Source organism: Micromonospora sp. GCM10011541, from assembly GCF_042650725.1.
Classification (GTDB): domain Bacteria; phylum Actinomycetota; class Actinomycetes; order Mycobacteriales; family Micromonosporaceae; genus Micromonospora; species Micromonospora sicca.
In genome coordinates this window covers 70,880-88,734 of record NZ_JBHSBP010000018.1, presented here as the reverse complement: position 1 = coordinate 88,734, position 17,855 = coordinate 70,880, and the positions used below count along the sequence as shown (strand labels likewise).

The 17,855-nt window shown below is 64.7% G+C and carries 8 protein-coding genes and 1 pseudogene; 2 read left to right on the top strand and 7 right to left on the bottom strand.

Annotated features, from left to right (window positions below):
• Positions 1-249: 249 nt before the first annotated feature.
• From ACFOYX_RS08925 to ACFOYX_RS08915, 3 genes are all read right to left on the bottom strand, one after another.
• Positions 250-1,350, bottom strand: coding sequence for a hypothetical protein (locus tag ACFOYX_RS08925; RefSeq protein ID WP_322442688.1), 1,101 nt, complete (start codon positions 1,348-1,350; stop codon positions 250-252).
• A 186-nt stretch (positions 1,351-1,536) separates the two neighbouring features.
• Complete coding sequence (locus ACFOYX_RS08920; RefSeq protein WP_322442689.1) at positions 1,537-2,145, bottom strand: hypothetical protein; 609 nt, start codon at positions 2,143-2,145, stop codon at positions 1,537-1,539.
• 4 nt (positions 2,146-2,149) lie between these two features.
• A complete protein-coding gene (locus ACFOYX_RS08915; RefSeq protein ID WP_322442690.1) occupies positions 2,150-2,482 on the bottom strand; it encodes a hypothetical protein in 333 nt (110 codons plus the stop codon).
• A gap of 138 nt (positions 2,483-2,620) precedes the next feature.
• On the opposite strand from ACFOYX_RS08915, the gene ACFOYX_RS08910 reads away from it, so the two are divergent.
• Both ACFOYX_RS08910 and ACFOYX_RS08905 read left to right on the top strand, forming a co-directional pair.
• Positions 2,621-2,794 (top strand): hypothetical protein, encoded by a 174-nt coding sequence (locus ACFOYX_RS08910; RefSeq protein ID WP_322442691.1) that lies wholly within the window; start codon positions 2,621-2,623, stop codon positions 2,792-2,794.
• A gap of 23 nt (positions 2,795-2,817) precedes the next feature.
• Complete coding sequence (locus ACFOYX_RS08905) at positions 2,818-3,507, top strand: hypothetical protein (protein ID WP_322442692.1); 690 nt, start codon at positions 2,818-2,820, stop codon at positions 3,505-3,507.
• Between the two features lie 111 nt (positions 3,508-3,618).
• Here the strand turns inward: ACFOYX_RS08905 and ACFOYX_RS08900 are convergent.
• The 4 genes and pseudogenes from ACFOYX_RS08900 to ACFOYX_RS08885 form a co-directional block, all read right to left on the bottom strand.
• Positions 3,619-4,064: pseudogene (locus ACFOYX_RS08900) on the bottom strand (transposase family protein); the annotation flags it as partial.
• Positions 4,065-4,192: 128 nt separating this feature from the next.
• Positions 4,193-6,367: a UvrD-helicase domain-containing protein gene (locus ACFOYX_RS08895; RefSeq protein ID WP_322442693.1), complete on the bottom strand. Its 2,175-nt coding sequence runs from the start codon at positions 6,365-6,367 to the stop codon at positions 4,193-4,195.
• Positions 6,360-12,929: a DEAD/DEAH box helicase gene (locus ACFOYX_RS08890; RefSeq protein ID WP_322442694.1), complete on the bottom strand. Its 6,570-nt coding sequence runs from the start codon at positions 12,927-12,929 to the stop codon at positions 6,360-6,362. Before ACFOYX_RS08890 ends, ACFOYX_RS08895 begins: the two co-directional genes overlap by 8 nt.
• On the bottom strand, positions 12,926-17,854 hold the full coding sequence (locus ACFOYX_RS08885; RefSeq protein WP_322442695.1) for a type II restriction endonuclease subunit M: 4,929 nt from the start codon (positions 17,852-17,854) through the stop codon (positions 12,926-12,928). Before ACFOYX_RS08885 ends, ACFOYX_RS08890 begins: the two co-directional genes overlap by 4 nt.
• Position 17,855: the final 1 nt, after the last annotated feature.

Below are 17,855 nucleotides of genomic sequence, written 5' to 3'. Positions count from 1 at the left end.
CACCCGGTCACCACACCCCTGAAAACCAGCTAACCAACTCTCCATCAAACCCGGGGCTTGACACTCTACGGCCGACAACCCATCGGGTCCAGGCGGCTGTTGAGCCGAGGGCTCAGGCGGACCGGGCATCTGCGCCACGGCATCTCCAGTGAGAGGATGTACCACGATTGTCGCCGCCGCTGCGGCCCCGCGCGCTCCGCCGAACAGCGGAACCATCAGCCCCACAACGGCACGCGCGTCCGTCGAACGCTACTGCGGCGCGGGTGGGACGACTTTGGCCAAGTCGCTGACGAGGCCGTACAGGCTGGAAACATCTTGTGCGAGGTCGCCGAGAGTGATCGTGGGTGGCAGCTGAACGCGGGCTCCGAACATGCACGCGCCATCAATTTTGGCCTGCGCTTCGCCGAATCCGATACCCACATATCGGGGCACGCCAGCGGCCACGATCTGCTGATGGCCAGCCCTGTCATGCGCGGCTCTGGGGCGGGCGGGGTTGGTAACCCAGTCGCTTCGCGCGGCGTGCATGAGTGGCCACATCGCTGCCAGGTAGCGCCAGTTGTAGCCGGCAGAGGTCGTGATGTTCCGCTGCTGCAGGCACACCTTGATCGACGGCCCGCGCGGCTGTCGGGATCCTTCGCCTGCGTACTTGGGAAAATCTCGGACCGGCAGGTTCTCCTCAACCTCGACCAGAATCCGGTAGTCCTTCTCTGCTGCCTCGGTGTACAGCCGAGCAACCCAACTGACGCCGGCGGCGGAGGAGACAAGGTCATGGCGAATCGGGGCTGGAGGTGCGAGCTGCCCGTGGAGCCATGACATGCGCGCGCGGAGTTCGATCACGAAGTCTTTCCCAGGCATCAGGTCGTTCCAGACCGTTGCGGCATCGACTGCCGGTAACGCGCCAGCAAGGTACTCAATCCACGCGGTCGCGCACGTGGCAACCCAGGAATCCGTGCTCGCCTGATACGCCTCGAGCAACGTCTCCCACGTCAGCGGCCGCCATCCTGAACCCGACCCCACATCAATGACGAGGCGGCCGGGAAACACGAGCACGTAGACGGCAGCGTCCGGGACCGCGGCGGCATACCGCTCCAACTGGGACGTGCCGAGCCCGGCAAGGACCTTCACCTCCATGACCGCCACCCGTTGCCCCTGCCGCTCAATCACGATGTCCGGCTGGCTCGCCGGATCAACCGCTACCTCCCGGCGGACCACCACGTCTCCCAGCGGACCAGACAGCCCGAGCAACCGACAGAGAGGAGCAGGATCGGTCGCGACCATCACGGCCAGCATGTCCGACCAACGCACCTCAGACGACATCGGCAAAGCAAACCTGATCGCGGGCAAGGTCATAACGCTCACCATCGTCGCTGGAGCGCTGATCGTCAATCAGAGGCCCGTCCAACCAGGTCCGCCCCACAGTTCGGCTCACCCTGCACCGATAGGACCTGCGGTCCGGGTGCGATAGCAATTGCCCGCCCAAGCCCGCCGCGGCAGGCGAACCAATGCCGAGACAGGTATAGCGACAGCGAGCCCAGGCTAGATAGCAGACCTCGGGCTTGGCATCCGCTCCGCACGGCGGGCAGCACGTTCAAGGTCATCGAGCTCAGCTTCGTCGAATACCGGTTCCAGCCGGGGCACTAGCGGCACCTTCGTGTAGGTCCCGCGCGACAACGGCGGGGAGACGTACACAGCCCAGGTGGGCGAAAATCTCCGGCCCGCCGTACGCATGCCGACAGCAACCGCGACCTGGTACTTGTGTCTGATCACGGCTTGGCGCACCTTGTCGATGTCCTCTGGGTCTCCAGAAGGCGCTCGCCAACGGCGCTTGACCTCCACGAACAGGAGGTTGTTCCCGGCACCTGATCGCCCTCTCTGATGGACGATGAGGTCGGGCCGCATGTGCGTCTCCGCATCTGGGTCTCGGACCTTGCGGTTCCCTTTCATGCCTTGCCGGTCGTACTCTGCGTCCACGTCCCATGCCGGGTCGGCGTGATGGGCGAGGTGATGCCCGAGACGAAACGTCAGACCCCACTCGCTAACCCGGGCTCGTAGCAGCGCCCGATCGTGGATGTAGAAGTCGGCGAGGGCACACCGCAACCACGTGAGAGCGGACCGCTCATCTGCCATGGACGCATCGAGTTCCATCGACCTACACTCCAAGGGTTGCCCGGTGCCGGTAGACCTGGATGTCGTCGACGCGTTCGGCCAGGACGTATACATGCTCAGTGGGCGGCACCGCGGCGCCGGCATACAGACCGTCTTGAGCCATCCTCACCACCTCCGGCGGGGTGCCCTCCCCGGTCGTCTTCACCGGCATCAGTCGTCCGTCCACAGGTCCGCCAAGGAACCAAGCTTCTACCGCCGCCGCACCGGCAATGATGGCCCTCGGCGCAACCTTCGACATTACCCGCAGGGGCTGGGTACCGGTTACCACGATGCTCACACCCCGAGGCCCGGCAGCCGCCGCGGCGCCGATGAACATAGGAGTGCCTATGGTGTACGTCCGAGAGGGTTCGACGGAAAGCGACCGAGAGTGTCACCTAGGGCAAAGTTACTCTCGCCAGCCAGCGCCCTGGCCTTCCTGAACCTAGACGTTTTCTGTGGACACGAGGGTGGGATTGTGCAGGTCCGCGCCGCCGAGCCCACCGAGCAGGACTTCCAGGATCTCAAGCCCGGAGCGGAACCCCTCGCGGTGACGTCGTCCCTGATGCGCCACGGCGTCCGCCCGGTAGTGCGTGCCCCGGTGCCGGACCCGCTCGCTGAAGCCGCGCTGGAAGCGCTACCGACAAGTTGACCGGCTCTGGCACGATGCCGGGCATGGAGCCGACCTATCCGGTAGACAGCGACCGCCGACAAGGACTCACCCGAGTCGCCGAAATGACGGTCGCCTCCATCCCGGGCGTCGGAAGTGCGCTCCAGATTGCAATGTCGGAGGGACTTGCTCGGCGGCTCAGTGAGCGGCGGGAGAAGTGGCTTAACCAGCTTGCCGAGAAGGTGTTCAGGCTCGAGGACCAGATCGGCGACTTCGCGCACCTCGCCGCCAACGACACCTTCGTCGACGCCGTCACCACCGCCGCGCAGATCGCCGACCGGACCTCGCGCAAGGAGAAGCTCGAGCTCCTTCGTAACGCGGCCATCAACGCCGTGATGCCGTCCGCGCCTGACGAGGACCTGCAGCAGCTATTCTTCGACCTGATCGCCAGGTTCACGCCGACGCACGTCCGGCTACTGAAGCTGCTCTCCGACCCGCCGGGCTGGTTCGACCGCGTGGGCATCGCACGTCCTTCGTACTACTCTGCTGCCCGCTCAGCGATCATCGAAGTGGGTATGCCGGAACTCAACGGTCGCAAGGATCTGATCGATCGATACGGCAGCGGCCTCTCGACCACTGGCCTCGTCAACGGCTCGCTCAACGGCATGATGACCGAGAACGGCCTGTGGACTCCGGCGACCACCGAACTCGGTCGTCAGTTCCTGTCGTTCATCGAGGATCCGGAGACCCCGTAGCCCCTTGACGAGAGCGGCTCCGATTCCAGATGGCGTCGCTGCTGGCGGTGCTCCCGAACCTGGCTACGTTCATCGGTACCTACCTGGGGACCCGAACTCGTACGCCGACAGCTGCGGGTCACCGACGGCGATGACCAGTCTGGTGGTGGGGTCGATGGCGACCTGCAGGTTCGTCGAGTAGCGGTCCTTGCTCGGTGCGGCCAGGCGGTGGTCCCGAGTGGGGGTCAGGGTGCCGTCGACGATGGCGATCTGGTCGACCGGGCGCTTGCGCACCGGGGCCAAGGCCAGTAGCGGGCCGAGGGTGTCGATGACCCGATGGGCGGCGGAGTGCGAACCGCCGAACAGCGAACCGATCTGGCGCATGGTCGGGTTGGTGCGCCAGTACGCGGCCACCAGCAGCACCCGATCAGCAAGGTCGAGGGCCCACTGCCGGCCCGGTCGGCGATGGCGTCCCCGCCGCGTTCGGCGACCAGACGGACCAGCCAGCGGAACTGGGCGGACTGCAGACCGGTGAACGGAAAGATCCGCTCCGGCCGGGCTGAGGAGATCACCTGCACCACGACACCTTCGGCAATCGTCCTCAGCGGACAGACGCCGGGTTACGAGACGTCTCTGAGGCAGGCTTCCCAATGGCGAGAGCGGTGCGCGGATCATGGTCACCCGCGGCAAGGTGTCAAGTGTCTTTTTAAGAGACGCCAAGTCCAGTGAGAAATTGGCTGGGCTGCCCTGACCAAGTTATAGATAACGCCTCGCGGGCACGGGTAGCCGAGACGAAGAGCAACGAGCGCTCGCGTTGGATATCCCGCTGGTGATCGAGGTGGTCGGCCTCCCTGGCCGTGACCGCCGCAGGGAGCGGGAGACTTCGCGATCCAGCGCCGACGATCGCAACCGCCCGGAATTCGAGTCCCTTGGCTCGGTGCATCGTCATCGCCTGGACTCCGGCCTCCGGTTTGGCTGTCTGTCCTGACTTGATCAGCGCCGCCTCAACACCAGCCGCTTTCAGTGCGGTCACGGCAGCGTTGGCGACCGCGTTGGTCCGGGCGATGACCGCGATCTCGTCCAGCGGGATGCCAGCCGTACTCCAGGTCCGGACGCGATCCACCAGAGCGTTCATCTCCGCCACGGGTGAGGAGTATCCGGCGACGTCTGGCTTTGCGCCGCGTAGGACAGAGCGGTAGCCGCGCAGGGTGTCGGAGCCGCCGTCGAGGTCGTCGTATCCGTTGGGGCTGTCGGGGTCGATGACGGTGATTGCGGCATTGAGGATTTGCCGGGTGGTGCGGTAGTTCAGTGTCAGGCGGCTGGATCGGCCGCGGATGTCGATGCCGAGGCTGCCGAGGGTGACGCGGTTGTCGTAAATGCGTTGGAAGGTGTCACCGACGATGAACATGTCGTCGGGGCCGGAGGGCGCCAGCGCGCGGAGCAGAGTCCAGTGGGCGGCGTGTAGGTCCTGGGCTTCGTCGACGACGACATGCTGGTAGGGCCGGTCGGCGTCAGTCCAGTTCGCGGTAATGTCACCGGCTCGAACGGCGGCCTGTTTGAAGCCGAGTGCCTTGTCGCGGTCTAGACGTCGTTCGAACTCTTGGATGAGTGTCCAGATGGCGGCTCGGTCGGCTCGGGTGATACGACGTCCACGCCCGGCGCGCGAGGCGCTGAAGTACTGCTCCCGGGTGCGGATGTTCTGGGCGAGGACTACCTGTTCCCATTCGCTAATGAGGAATGGACGATCGAAGGAGTCATCGCGGGCGAGTTCAGTGATGACATCGTTCCATCGTGCGGCGATGGCGGCGTCGCCGAGGACGTCCACATTCGTCCATTGGGCGTCGGTGTCGTTGCGCAGGATGTCCCGGACGACCTTGTCGATGTTCAGCACGTCGACTTTGCTGGTGAGGTCTGGGCCGCCGAGGTCGTCGAGGAGCCGGTGGAGCAGGTCGGACAGGGCGTTGGTGTAGGTGGTCAGCAGGATCTTGCGGTCGGTACTGGGTGGAAACGCCGCCGCGAGTGCTTTGACACGGTGCAGGGCGACGACGGTCTTGCCGGTGCCGGGGCCACCTGAGACGCGGGCAGGACCGTTGTAGGGCTTCTTTCGGTACGCCAGTCGGCGTTGTTGAGGGTGCAGAAAGATCCGCCACTCCGACATGGGTTTGAGGAGCATTCGCTCCAGTTCTTCGGAGTCGTCGGTGACGACGGCGAAGGTCTCTCGGGTTGCGGGGCGTTCCACGGCGGCGGCCACGTCGTCGGGGTCGACGTCACTGTCGGCCTCGGATTGGGTGACGATCTCTGCCCAGACCTGGTCGGTGGTCTTACCGTCCGCGAGCGCGAGGATAACTTGGCTGGCGAGGGCGGGTATCTGCTCGGCGATGCCGAGGAGTGCGTCCTCGGTGCGGATCTCCCGCAGCGTCGGCACCAGGGTAGGTGCGATTCCGAGTCGGGCAAAGTCCGCGTCCGAGGTTTTCTCGAAGAAACCCGGCTTGTTGTGCGCGGCAGGCAGCACGTCGCCGGTACGGAGCAGAATTTCTTTGATGGCGCCATGGTCGTAGAACTCGACTCCGCCGGTCACTTTGTTGACGTTCCAAACGGTTTGGGCGGCGTAGGTGTAGGCGTCGTCGTGGGGTTTGATGCTCGCGAGGTAGAAGGTGGTGTGGTCGGGGCGCCACAGGACGGCGCGGAAGTTGTCGTTGACTCGCGCCGTCCAGACCCGTTTGTCGTGTGCGCCATGGGGTTGCTTGAGGTTCAACCCAGAGGCGTCGGGGTCTTTGCGGAGTTTGAGCATGAAGTCGACGACTCGGCGTTGGATGGTCGCGTCGAGGCTCTGGTAAGCCTTGTCGAAGGTGTCCGCGAATAGGACGTTGACCTTAGCCATGCGCGGCCTCCAAGTCATGGATCAGATCAGTGAACGCGATCGCGGCGTCGCCGTCAGCGCGGTGAATGTGCCAGCCTGCATGGCGATAGGCATTGTCGCGATCGCCGTCTTCATCGATGACGACGGCGATTCGGACGCTGGGCCAGGCCAGTTCCACGGGCCATGCCTCGTCGCCGAGTTCGTAGCCGATCTCGGGCGGCGGGGTTTGCGCGTGTGCCAACGCCATCAGCAACGACTCGACCTGTGGCGATGAAAGGTCGATGGCGTCGGCCCATGGGCCCGTCAACGCGGGCTTCACGGGAGCACCGGCTTGGGCGGATGCGAGTACCGGTACGCGGTGTGCGTCGATCTGCAGGGTTTGCGATAAGGCGCTCTGTTCGAAGTAGCGACCTGGTCCGGCGACGAACTGAAGCAGGTTCGACCAGGCGAGCCATTGCGCCCAACGAGCTCGGTGCTCTTGATCGGTTAGTGCGGTTGGCCGGTCGTCCAAACAAGTGAACACCGCCCAGGCCATGGCATCGGGTCGTCCCGTCGACCGGGGGCGATTGTCTCGGATGCCGACGATCCGGCAGCCAGCCGGGCTGGCCGCTATCAGCCCGACTGCCTCGGCAGTCTTGGCGGCCGCCGGCGGCATGGTCGCTTCGCCGGCGATCAGCGCCGGCAGCCGATCGGCGATGGCCAACCGGTCGACGGCGCCGGCCTTACCCATGCTGGTCAGCCCCGCCAGGAGCGAGACCGCCCGACGTGCCCATACCTCCGGATCCGGGTTTTCTAGGAAGGCCAGGAGGGCCTCGACCGGGTTGGCCAGTGCGGCGTCCAGTGGTCCAGCCGTGCTATCGCCCTTCAAGGTGGTGATGAAGTAGTGGTTGGTCGCCGTGTCCAACGCTTTGTCGGTGAGAAGGTCCGGACGGGGGGCACGCGCGGCGATGTTCTGCTCGACGCAGCCGGCCCAGGCCCGGACGTCGTCCCATGTCAACTGCCAGACCCAGGTGCCGTCGTCACGCAGTGAGGTGCGTTTAGCGGCGTCCGCGGCGATCTCATTGTTGTCGGTACTGGCGTGGAAGGCGTAGCCGTCAAGGAAGATGGCCAGCTTAACGCCGCCATCCGAGGTCAGAACATAGTCGGGTTCGCTGCGGACCGCCCCGGCCTGGGGCACGTGGTCACGCATCCGCCACTGGACGGCCGGGCCGTCCACGGGCTTGAGTTTCAGTTCGAACTCCACCCCGCGCGATCCAGCACGCGGCACCAGGGAGAAGCGATCACGGGCCGCAGCGTCGTCCTGGGCCTTGTCTGCCTTCGCCCGCAGCGTCTCCACGAACAGGCGTTCCAGCTCGCTGTCAGCCAAAGCGTGGATCTGAATGTCGGCGAGGGTGTCGATCTCTTCGGGTTGCCAGCCTTCGAGGATCTCGGAGAGCAGCTCCGCAGCGGTCTCCCGAGAGACGAGTTCGTGCTGGCTGGACACCACGAATGGCAGCAGACACCGATGACAGGGCTGACGGTCCTCCTTACCGCAGGGGCAGCTTTGAATGTGTGCGAGCGCCAACCGCAGGACTCGTTCCATCGCCCGACAGTCGGCGAGGTTCTCCAGGTACCCGGTGCCGCCGGGCATGGTGTCGTGCAGGACCAGGAATTGCCGGGGGGTGTCGCGGTCATCGCCCGGCATGGTCGCCATGACGGCCCGGATGTGGTCGGGTTCGCCGCCGAAGTACTTGGTGATCCCGAGCATCAGCGCTGCCTGGAACGATACAGCTCGCTTCGGTACGAGCGTGGTGGAGAAGGGTAGGAGCAGCCGTAGGGCATGGGTACGCAACTCATGTGCGGTGATCAGCGTGACTGTCTTCTCCTTGTGCACACCGAGGTCACGCTGTGGGCACCAGCGGGCGTGGCGGGTCCCGATCCGGCGAGCCTGCCGGTCGTACGCCTGTGGATGGACGCCTTGCACCGCTCCGCAGGTCTCGCAAGCTTGGAAACCAGGTGCCTTCACGGTGTCGCCCGCGACGTCGAAGTCCGAGCCCGGCGATCCGTCCGGGCCGAAGTTGAGGTGCCTGATCACGGCTTCCCGGGCGAACTCCACGCCGAAGAAGCGGTCCGCGTTGCGCCAGGCCCGCAGGCCGTGCGGCTGCTTTGGGTCGATGTCCACCAGCGTCGCTGTCACGTACCGGCGCTGGTCGCGTTCGTCGCGGTCGTCGGTGATCCGCGCGTCCTCGCGGCGTTCCCGCGCACGGGCACGCTCGGGCAGCAGGACGGAGCGTTGGGAGGCAGCGGGGTCGGCGATACCCGCGTCCTTGCAGCGGGGGCAGCGTTGCAGGACCACGTCGGTGCTGTCGGTCAGTACATAGCCGCAGGCCCGGCAGAATCGCCAGGTGGTGTACGCGGCGCGTTGCGGCGTGCCGATGTCCAGGCCGTCAACGATGAATTTTGAGCCGTCGGCGTGGAAGGTGTTGCCCGGTGCCAACTCCGTCAGGCCCAAAGCGGCGCTGCGTCCGTACTCGGTCTGAGTTTCCTGGAACTCCCCGTCGGGGTCTTTCCACCAGAGCGCCGCGTCCAGCCAGGTCGGGTCGTCGTGCAGGGTGTAGTTGGGTAGCAGACCGAGCCGCACCAGCGCGTTCACGGAGTTTTCCTTGACCAGGCCGTCCAACCGGCGGCGGACCGCCTTCAACTCCGCGAACAGGGACCGCCGATCGTCGCGGCGGTCGGCATCGGTGGTGTCGATGGGGATCGCGTCGAACGCCACATTGATCGCGGCCAAGCGCTGTTGCAACTCCTCGCGCCGACGCCGCCATGCGGCGACCGCCTTACCGACTTCGGTGTCGATGTCGCCCTCGGCGAAACTGATGACGGCCCAACGAGCGTCCTTACTCATGCCGGGGAACAGGTCGATGAACTGGGCGGACAGAACGTTGTGCCGGGAACGGGCAACCTCCAGTAGGCGGCGTAGCCATCCCCCGGCGTCGTCCAGGCCCGACTGGAACAGTTCACCGATCCACCGCGGCATCGGCGCGCTCGGCGCCGCAGTAGCGTCCCAAAGTGAACGGTCGGCGGCCCGGTCGAACAGGTAGGCCAGGTAGTGCCGGCGCAGGATCTCGACCGCGTCTAGATAGCAGGCCGGCGGCACGATGCGTCCGGCCAGCATCGCCGTCGGTCGGTGGAGGTAGTACTGGTTCCGGGCCCGTCGCGGCACGAACGCCACGACCATCGCATTGCCGGTGGCGCGCCCGGCCCGTCCGATGCGCTGCGCGTATTGGGCCGGGCCGGGCGGCATCGAGGTCAACAGCACCGCCGACAGGTCGCCGATGTCGATACCCAACTCCAGGGTGGGCGTGCACGTCAGCACGTTCGGGTCGAACGGGTGGGCGCGGTGCTTGAAAGCCCGCTCGACCCGCTGACGCTTCGGCTTAGTAAGGGCCCCGGTGTGCTCTGCCGTGAGGACATCGCCGGGACGGTCGACGTGGTAGAGACGCCGGTAGAAGTCATCGCCGGCCCTCCTCCGGGTGTCCCGCACGAAACGGCCGCCGCATCGAAAGCGCAGGCAGGGCAGTCCCTCCCACGCCAACGACATGCCGGGGGCGACGGTCTGCCGCCAGGTGCACTCCGAGCACCGCACTCCGTGGTCGGCAACGTCGTCGCCCGCCTTGCCGTGCACAAGGGAGTGCACCTGGATGCGGCTAGGCGCCAACGCGTACACGGTGGCACCGTTGCTGGCGTAGTACGTGTTGACCAAGCCCTGCTCGGCGAAGACCGCGAACGCCTTAGTGTTCAACTGTGCGGCCTCGTCCGGGCTGCCAGTGACATTCCGCTTGGCCCAGTCGGTCAGCCAAGTGTCGGTACGTCCACGTGCCAAAGCGTCGAACTCGGTGTCCCCATGACCTCCGTTGATCATGAAGACGGGTGCGGCCAGTCCGCTCGGGAAGGCCTGCATACCCGTGGGGCGACCACCCCAGATCGGCCACCGCCGCGCGCCGGCCTGCTCGAGGTAGCGGTCGAGCCAGGAGTGGTAGATCGCACCACGAAGCCGCATCCGCTCCAACAGCCCTCGCGCGTACCCGAGGTAGGCCCGACGGTCGGCGGGAAGCATCACCTTGCCGGGGATCCGCTGATGCGCGTTCCTCAACTGCTCGATCAGCTCGTCCGGGTCGGGGATGTGAATGTCGACCGCGGCCGTGCGGGTCAGTTCGATGGTACGGCCCAGCCGAGACCGCAAACCGAACTCCAACTGAGTCTGGAACAGCAGCCGATCCTGCAGCATCTCCATCGCACTGGTCAACGGTTCCCCGTCGAGCAGGCGCAGGATCTCCGGGTTGTCGCGCAGGTCCGGTGGGATCAGCGACGCCAGTCGCTCCTTGCCGGACGGTTTCGCGTGTTCGGCGACCGCCGACTCCGCCGCATCTAAGGCCAGGTCATGGACGGCAACCGCAGCGTCGGACCGCAGGTTGGCCGCCAGCAGGCCGCGGAACGTGAACCCGAACGACCGGTGCGCGATAAACCCGGCCCGGTGAGTGGCGTCCTGCACCGCGTCGGTGAACGCGAGCAACTTACGCTCACCGACGCTTAGGTGCCGCTCAGAGAACAACTGGGTGATGGTCACCGACGCCAAGGTTGCGGTGCCCGCTCCGAGGAACCGCATCCCGTCATCCAGCCCACACGACGGACAGGTGTCGTCGTTGCCCGCCGGGATCGCCCCGACCACAGTGGCCACCGGAACGGTCCGATCCGTGGGACTGGCCAGCAACATCCGTCCCTCGGCGTCGAGATGCTGCGCCTCAGGCTCGTGCTGGCTGGCGCGCAGCATCCACCGGACCCGGCTCTCTCGCCGGCCCGCGGCCCGGTAGATCTCCAAGGGGCGGGTCTTTAGTTCCCGCCAGTCCAGCGCGGCTTCCTTCGACAGCGCCGCCCACCCGGACTGACCGCAGTGCCGGCAGTACACCGCAGGCAGGTGACACCGCAGCGCCGCCGGAGCCGGAGCGGCCGTATCCGTGTCCGGGTCCTCCGCCGCAGCGTCATGGTCCTTCGACCGGTATACGGCAAGGTTCAACCAGTTCGGCTGGCTGTCCCCCGTCGGACCGTCGTCGTCGAACCAGCGAAAGTGCGGCTCGTGGGTGGCGGCACGGATGACCCGGCGAACCTCACGTACCCATAGCTGGGCCTCAACTTTGAGCAGCGGACGTAGCCGACCTTGCGCGTCCACGACCCGCGCAGCCGAAACGAGGGCGAGCAACCGCATCAACGCTGGGCCGAACGCCGCCTTTGGAGCGTCTGTGCGAGAGGGCGCCCACGCCGGCCCACCGCCGTGTACCGCGAACGGTTTCGCAATCTGGGCGATCGTCAGCGGCGCTTGTGTCGCCGACTCCAGCAACGCGCGGACAAGAATGTGGGACCGCAACAGCCGCCCCAGTTCCACCGCGTCGCTCGCGTCGATGCCCACCGTCAAGCGCGCGACCTCATTGAGGTCCGCAGGATTGCCGAGCGGATCGGGGACCGCGGCCAGCTGCTCCGGCGTTGGGAACGGCAAGTCCTCGAAGTTGATCTCCCCGCAAAACTCCTCCGAGGTGAGCCGGTCCTCATCGATCACGGCATCCGGGCCGAACTCCATCCCGAACACCTGCTTGGCGAAATCCAGCAACTTCCGCCGATCGGCCTCGGCCGAGTGCTCACCCAACCCGGCGTCGGCGGCACCGTCACTCGCCAATGTCGCCGACGTGGCGACGGGAGTGATCTGCCCCAGTGGTCGGCTTTCCTCGTTCAGCGACGTCGCCGCCCCCAACCGGCGCAGCAGCATCGCAACGTCGGTGCCCTGTGCGCCGTCGTAGGTGTGGAACTCGTCCAACACCACGTAGCGCAACGACCGGCTCTGCCACAGCGGCAGATCCGGGCCACGCTGCAGCAGCAAATCCAACATCTTGTAGTTGGTCAGCAGAACGTCCGGCGGATTCTCCCGGATCTCGTCACGATCCCGCAGCACCCGACTGATCGCCTCGTCGCCCTCCAGATCCGAAGACCCAAATTCGCGGGCGTACGACGCCGGGCTTTCCTCGTCATCCCCTCCTTTGCGACCGCCGCCGATGTAGATCCCGGCCGTCACGTCCCGCAACTCAGGGTCGCCGCTGAGCACCTCGTCGATCCGCCGAGCTTGGTCGTCGGCGAGCGCGTTCATCGGGTACAGCAGCAGCGCCTTCACTCCGGTCTGCCCCTGCGCCCGCGCCCGCCGGCAATGGTCAAGCACCGGCACCAGGAAAGACTCCGTCTTGCCCGAACCGGTGCCGGTGGTCACGATCGTCGGCTTGGGCTGCTGACCCTTCGACGACAGACGCAACCACGCCCGCTCCTGATGCAGGAACGGCTCAAAGCCGGTCGGAAACCAATCAAGACCCCGACGGTACGCACCTGTCGCCGGCTTAAAACCCGGGCGCACCCGCAAGTACGGCCCACGGAACACACCACTGCGTTCGTCGTTGAGGAACGACTCCAACACGTCATGGACGTCATCGTCAGCCAACGCGAACGCTGTGGTCAGATACTGAACAAGACTGCCCTTGAGATCATCAACCGCCAGGGAAGGGATCACAGCTCGACGACCTCTGGGTACTCCCCGGCATCCAAACGCCGCTTGAACTCGTGGTAGGCATGCGTCATCTCCGCCTCGCGGTTCGGCTTCACCCACCCGGCCGAGATCTCCGGCGCCGACGCCCCGGTCAGCTCGGCCTTCTTCCACGCCTTGACAATCGCAGCCTCGTCCTCGGTCTGTCGGACCCCCCGGTTATGCGTCTCCGCCCCAATCTTGTGCCCATCTGGCGCGAAGAACATCTCCCACTCGTACTTACGCAACACCGCGAACTGTGACCGGTACATCGCGCACAATTGCTCAACGGTCAGTCCCAGCATCAACGCGACAAGCGCGTCAACCTCGACCAGCGCTAGCCGACGGTCATAGTCGGTTCTTAAAGGTGTGTCCATCGTCCACTTGGAACCGATTTCAGCCAGCGGCGTACGTCCCAACTTGGAATTCGCCCATCGGTCCGTCGCCCACGCATCTCCGAATAACTCCTCCCAGAGTGGTGCATAGTCTCGCGTTAAGCAGTTCAATCGCAAGGTTCGCAGCAACAACGGCGTCACCAAGGGGTGTTCCAGCGGCGCGGGCAGCTGCCTCATCTGATCCATATGCAAATTACTCTTGCCAGCGATTCTACAACTGAAGTCTAGCGGAATCGAAGCCCACACCCCAGCAAGCGCGGCGGTTAGTCTATTGGAATCGAGCACTATAGAATTGACCGTATCGACGTGCGTCGGCCCTGGTGGAATTAGGGTTGCGTAAAGCGTTCTCTCGGTACCCATCACAACCCACCGACGCCAGACCGTTCGCCATCGGTCAGTCGCGGGAGCACCACCCCAGATGCGTTGTCTCGCTTGGAACTGCTCAGGGGAGCAAGCCCGCACATAGTTAGTTCTGGGTATCACCCTATCGGCCATCTCGGTTAAATCCCAGGGAGAATAGTCCTTATTACTTCTGCAGTTCGCATTAGGATTCTTCGCAAACGGCATTGCGACCGAAAAGTGCGGGCCTTGCAGGATTACCTCACGCCACGAGGACGGCTGATCAGACTCTAATCGCATAGTGCCGTCCTCCTTGGCAAGCTTTTCATTGAGCCCTTGAGAAAACGACGTTGAGAACATCGCAAGCCGTTTGGGGTGCTTGCCAAGAGCACGCACAGCATCGTTGTCATCAGCAGTGATAGGACGCAAGCCGCGCGCCTCATTCGGAGGCAGTTCGTTTGTACCCCCAAACATCGCCCAGTCCGCCAAGATCTCTTTCGTAACAGTGATAACTCGGGACGAATGCGGCCTCAGGTCCCAACCGCCCCAGGGATACTGCAGGCTGGGAACTTCTCCCACCCCGTCATGCCCTAGCGAAGCCTCGATGATGGATGGATGAACGAGTCTGGCCATCTGAAGGAAGTTGATCTCCTGCGGACGCCCATAAACGTTAATTCCAAAGCTTCGGTTATTGTCGACGTCTTCAAACAATAGGATGTTATTTCCGAAATGGAATCTCCGTCGCAGCCTGGCATATGATTCTGCCCGCAGAGGCCCACCCGCAGGGTCCACAAAATGCTGCTCCTGATGAATCATTGCAACAATTCCATACGAGCTTGAGTTCTTCCAACTCCGCTCCATGAAGTTAATATAAAGGTTGGTCCTAATGCCAGACAAGAGCGGGTGTTCGACTTCGGACCCGAGATGCCGACTCAACCCGGACCATGCGCCAAGATCTGAGAGATAGCCGGCAGCAACACCAGGTTCAGCGAGCAATGCAGCGCGTCGGCTATTAGTAGTTCTCGTTGAAGCATTCTCCTGCAGAGCAAACCACGGATCATGCTCGGCGAGAGCGAGCTCATCGATCCAATCTAGCCGGACCCAAGGCGGGTTTCCGACCTGCAGCCGGAAGCCGCCTTCTGCAAATACTCGAGCGAACTCGAGTTCCCAGTGGAAAAAACCCTCCCGGTCGGCTATCTCGCTAAGGACAGACCACCATTCGAAGCGGTTGTCGATGGCAATTCGCCCGATCGGTGTGCATTGGGCGAGAGAACGATCGGCTTCGTCCTCAATGGCAAGATGAGCGAAGTCGTTACCTGCCCCGAAAGCTCCGAATACGTCGTCATGACCGCCGCCGGTGTCAAAGCGCTTGGAGCTTCGGCTCGCCTTTGGGGGCGGGGTACCGAGGACTGCCTCACAGAACGACAACCATTCGTCGAGAGTGGGTGGAGCAATGTCGGCGCCGCGGCCCACGGGCCAAAACCAGAGGGCGCACCATGCGTCCATGACGGTCTTCAGACGGTTGTAGGGCGATTCGCGGTCGTCGTACAAAGCCTTCGTGACCTCGTCGCGGCTAACCGCGCCTGAGGCGGGCTGCGGCAAGGTCCTGTCGGGGTCGACGCCCCATACGTCGATATTGCGGCGGATCTCCTGTTCGGAGATGGCAATCCGCTTGCGGGTCAGCTCCCACAGGCGTTCGACGCGTTGCGCGAGGGCAAGCAGCCGATCCTTGGTCTTCTTGTCGCTAGGCATCCTACGGATCTGCTGACGCCACTTCATCAGCGCGCCGCGCTCATCGGGGACGATTTCCCTAGCCTGCGGGGCCTCGACGACTGCGCCCCAGCCCTGGGCGGGCAGCAGGAAGTGGTGGATCTCGTCGTCGGCGAGGCGATCGATGACCTGGCCGTCGGCGTCGCAAGCCATCGGGCGGTCGGTGGGTGGGGTGGTACGCCAGGCGCCGCGTTTCAGCAGGTCTGCAGAGTAGACCGCCCGGCGGGCACCGATGAGGGAGTTGCCGCGGCGCAGGTGCAGGCCGAACCACGGGGCTTCGAGCTTCTCGTGCATGACGTTAAGCCAGATCGAGACCTCGGCCAGCTCGACGGCGGTGGCGTTGAGGTCGACGCCGTAGCAGTTGTGCAGGGCCAAGTACGCCTTAACCTTCTGCCGTTCGGCATCCAAGCGGTCCGGCAGCAGCTTCTCGCCGCGCTCGCGCTGGGCGCGTTCGAGGTAGGCGTCGGCGAGCTGGTTGATGGCCTCGTTGAGGAAGGCGCCGGAGCCGAGGGCCGGTTCACAAATGGTGAGGTCGAGGATATCCCGGGCCGTGGTCTCGTCGGTGAGCAGCTCGGCGAGTGCATGCTTGACCGTGCACTGGGTCAGGACTTCCGGCGTGTAGTAAGACGCCGAGCGCTGCCGTTCTCTCCCAGAGAGCCGGTAGACGAACGATCCCTTGGTGTGGATGATTCGGTTGAGTTCGCCGGTGATGGGATTGGCCCGCAGGACAAAGTAATTCGGGTCGTAATCACTGGCCTGGTTGACGGGAACAATCCAAGTGCCTTTGGACGGGTCGGCCTTCTCATTGTCCTCACCATCAGCGCTCTTTCCGGCCACCTTGACGGTTTTGGCGACCTCGTAGACGTCCTCGGGGGCGAAGAAGCCGGTGTAGGACATCAGTCCCTCGTACACGGCGCCGAGTTGGTTGATCCCGAGTTGGGCGTACGAGATGAAGCCGCGTTGCCCTGCGGCCCGGCCACGGCCGCGGCCGGTTTGCTCCGGGGTGAGCACGAGCAGGTTGAGGACCTGCCAGAGGCACTTGTTGCGCAGCCGGGTGTCGACGGTGTGTTGGCCAACGCGCACACTCCGGCCAATGAGTTCGGTGCGGTCCGGGCGGAAGAGGTCCGACTTCAGCGCCTCGAATTTGATGCCATCGGCGTCGAGGGCGACTTCGGCGCCGTCCTCGTCGAGCACGACCTCCGTGGTGCGTTGCGGGCTGTGTCCCTTGTCGACGAGCGTGAAGAGCAGTCTGAGGCAGTGGTCGAAGTAAAGACCCTCATCGGCCTCTTCCGGGAGGTCGTAGCTGACGGCATCGGCGAGCCGGGAGAGGCCATACCCCTGTTGGTAGGCTTCGTTTTTGCTGGGCAGGATGCCCAGCTCCGGTCTGGCCTCGGCGTAGAGCAGGAAGAGGATGCGGTAGAGGTAGCGCAGCGACTGTTCGGTCAGGCGGCGTGCGAGGGTGTCGCCTAGGTCGTCCGGGTCTGCGCCGTGCTCGCGGATGCGGTCCAGGATCTCCTGAGCGATCAGCTCAACGGATTGACGCAGGGCCTCCCGCAGCTCTTTGGAGACCTTCACCGCGTGCTTGTAGCTCTTGTCAACCAGGCTGGACAGTGCGGTTTGGCCATCGAAGGTAATCAGTGATTCCGCGCCGAAGAGCGCTGCGACGGTCTCCAGCTCGCCGCCGGAGGTGGTGTCCTTGGCGTGCAGCGCCTGGGTCAGGTTGACCGCAAGGTATCCGCGCGGCCAGGCGGAGCCGTCGGCGAGCAGGACGACGTTGCCGGCGAGCAGGAGCACATACCGGGGCGGGTCCTCGCACGCGAACAGGAACTCGATGGCTTTGCCGGCGTGGTCGATCGCCTCGTCGCCGTCGAGTTTGATCGGTGCCAGCAGCCGACAACCGCCGATGGTGTCGACAATGCCGTCGACGGTGTCGGTCCAGGTGGCTTCCAGGGCGACGAGTTCCAGGCCGCTGGGCCCGGTGATGGCGAGCGCGACCGGCACCTGGCGGTGCTGGTCGAGTTGGACGACGTCCAGCGAGGTGCTGCGCAGCACCGCCTGGCCTCCAGCCGCGTCGGCGGAGGGGACGTCGTAGGCGAGGGCCTGCAGGACCATCTCGTGGACTTCGCGGACCTGCTCGACGATCCGCGGGTCGGTGAGCGCTTCGGGGGTGGGATCGTCGCCGAGCTGTTCGGTGATGCGGTCGCGGTGGGTGAAGAAACGTTGCCCCAGGGCCTTGATGCCCTGCGCGGAGTTGGATGGCCGGTCAGCAGCGGACGTGCCGGCGAGGATGGCTGCCTTGTCGGCGTCGCTCCAACGTTTGCGCAGGTCTTCGAGGTCGTTCTTGAGCAGCGAGGTCAGGTAGTGGTCGGAGATGTACTCGCCATAGTTGGTGATCGAGGTGAACGCCATG

What these genes read in the sequence shown, in the direction of transcription:
- ACFOYX_RS08905 (WP_322442692.1), top strand. Translation starts at nt 2,818, where the DNA reads ATGGAGCCGACCTATCCGGTAGACAGCGACCGCCGACAAGGACTCACC.
- ACFOYX_RS08915 (WP_322442690.1), bottom strand. Translation starts at nt 2,482, where the DNA reads ATGTTCATCGGCGCCGCGGCGGCTGCCGGGCCTCGGGGTGTGAGCATC.
- ACFOYX_RS08925 (WP_322442688.1), bottom strand. Translation starts at nt 1,350, where the DNA reads ATGACCTTGCCCGCGATCAGGTTTGCTTTGCCGATGTCGTCTGAGGTG.
- ACFOYX_RS08920 (WP_322442689.1), bottom strand. Translation starts at nt 2,145, where the DNA reads ATGGAACTCGATGCGTCCATGGCAGATGAGCGGTCCGCTCTCACGTGG.
- ACFOYX_RS08895 (WP_322442693.1), bottom strand. Translation starts at nt 6,367, where the DNA reads ATGGCTAAGGTCAACGTCCTATTCGCGGACACCTTCGACAAGGCTTAC.
- ACFOYX_RS08885 (WP_322442695.1), bottom strand. Translation starts at nt 17,854, where the DNA reads ATGGCGTTCACCTCGATCACCAACTATGGCGAGTACATCTCCGACCAC.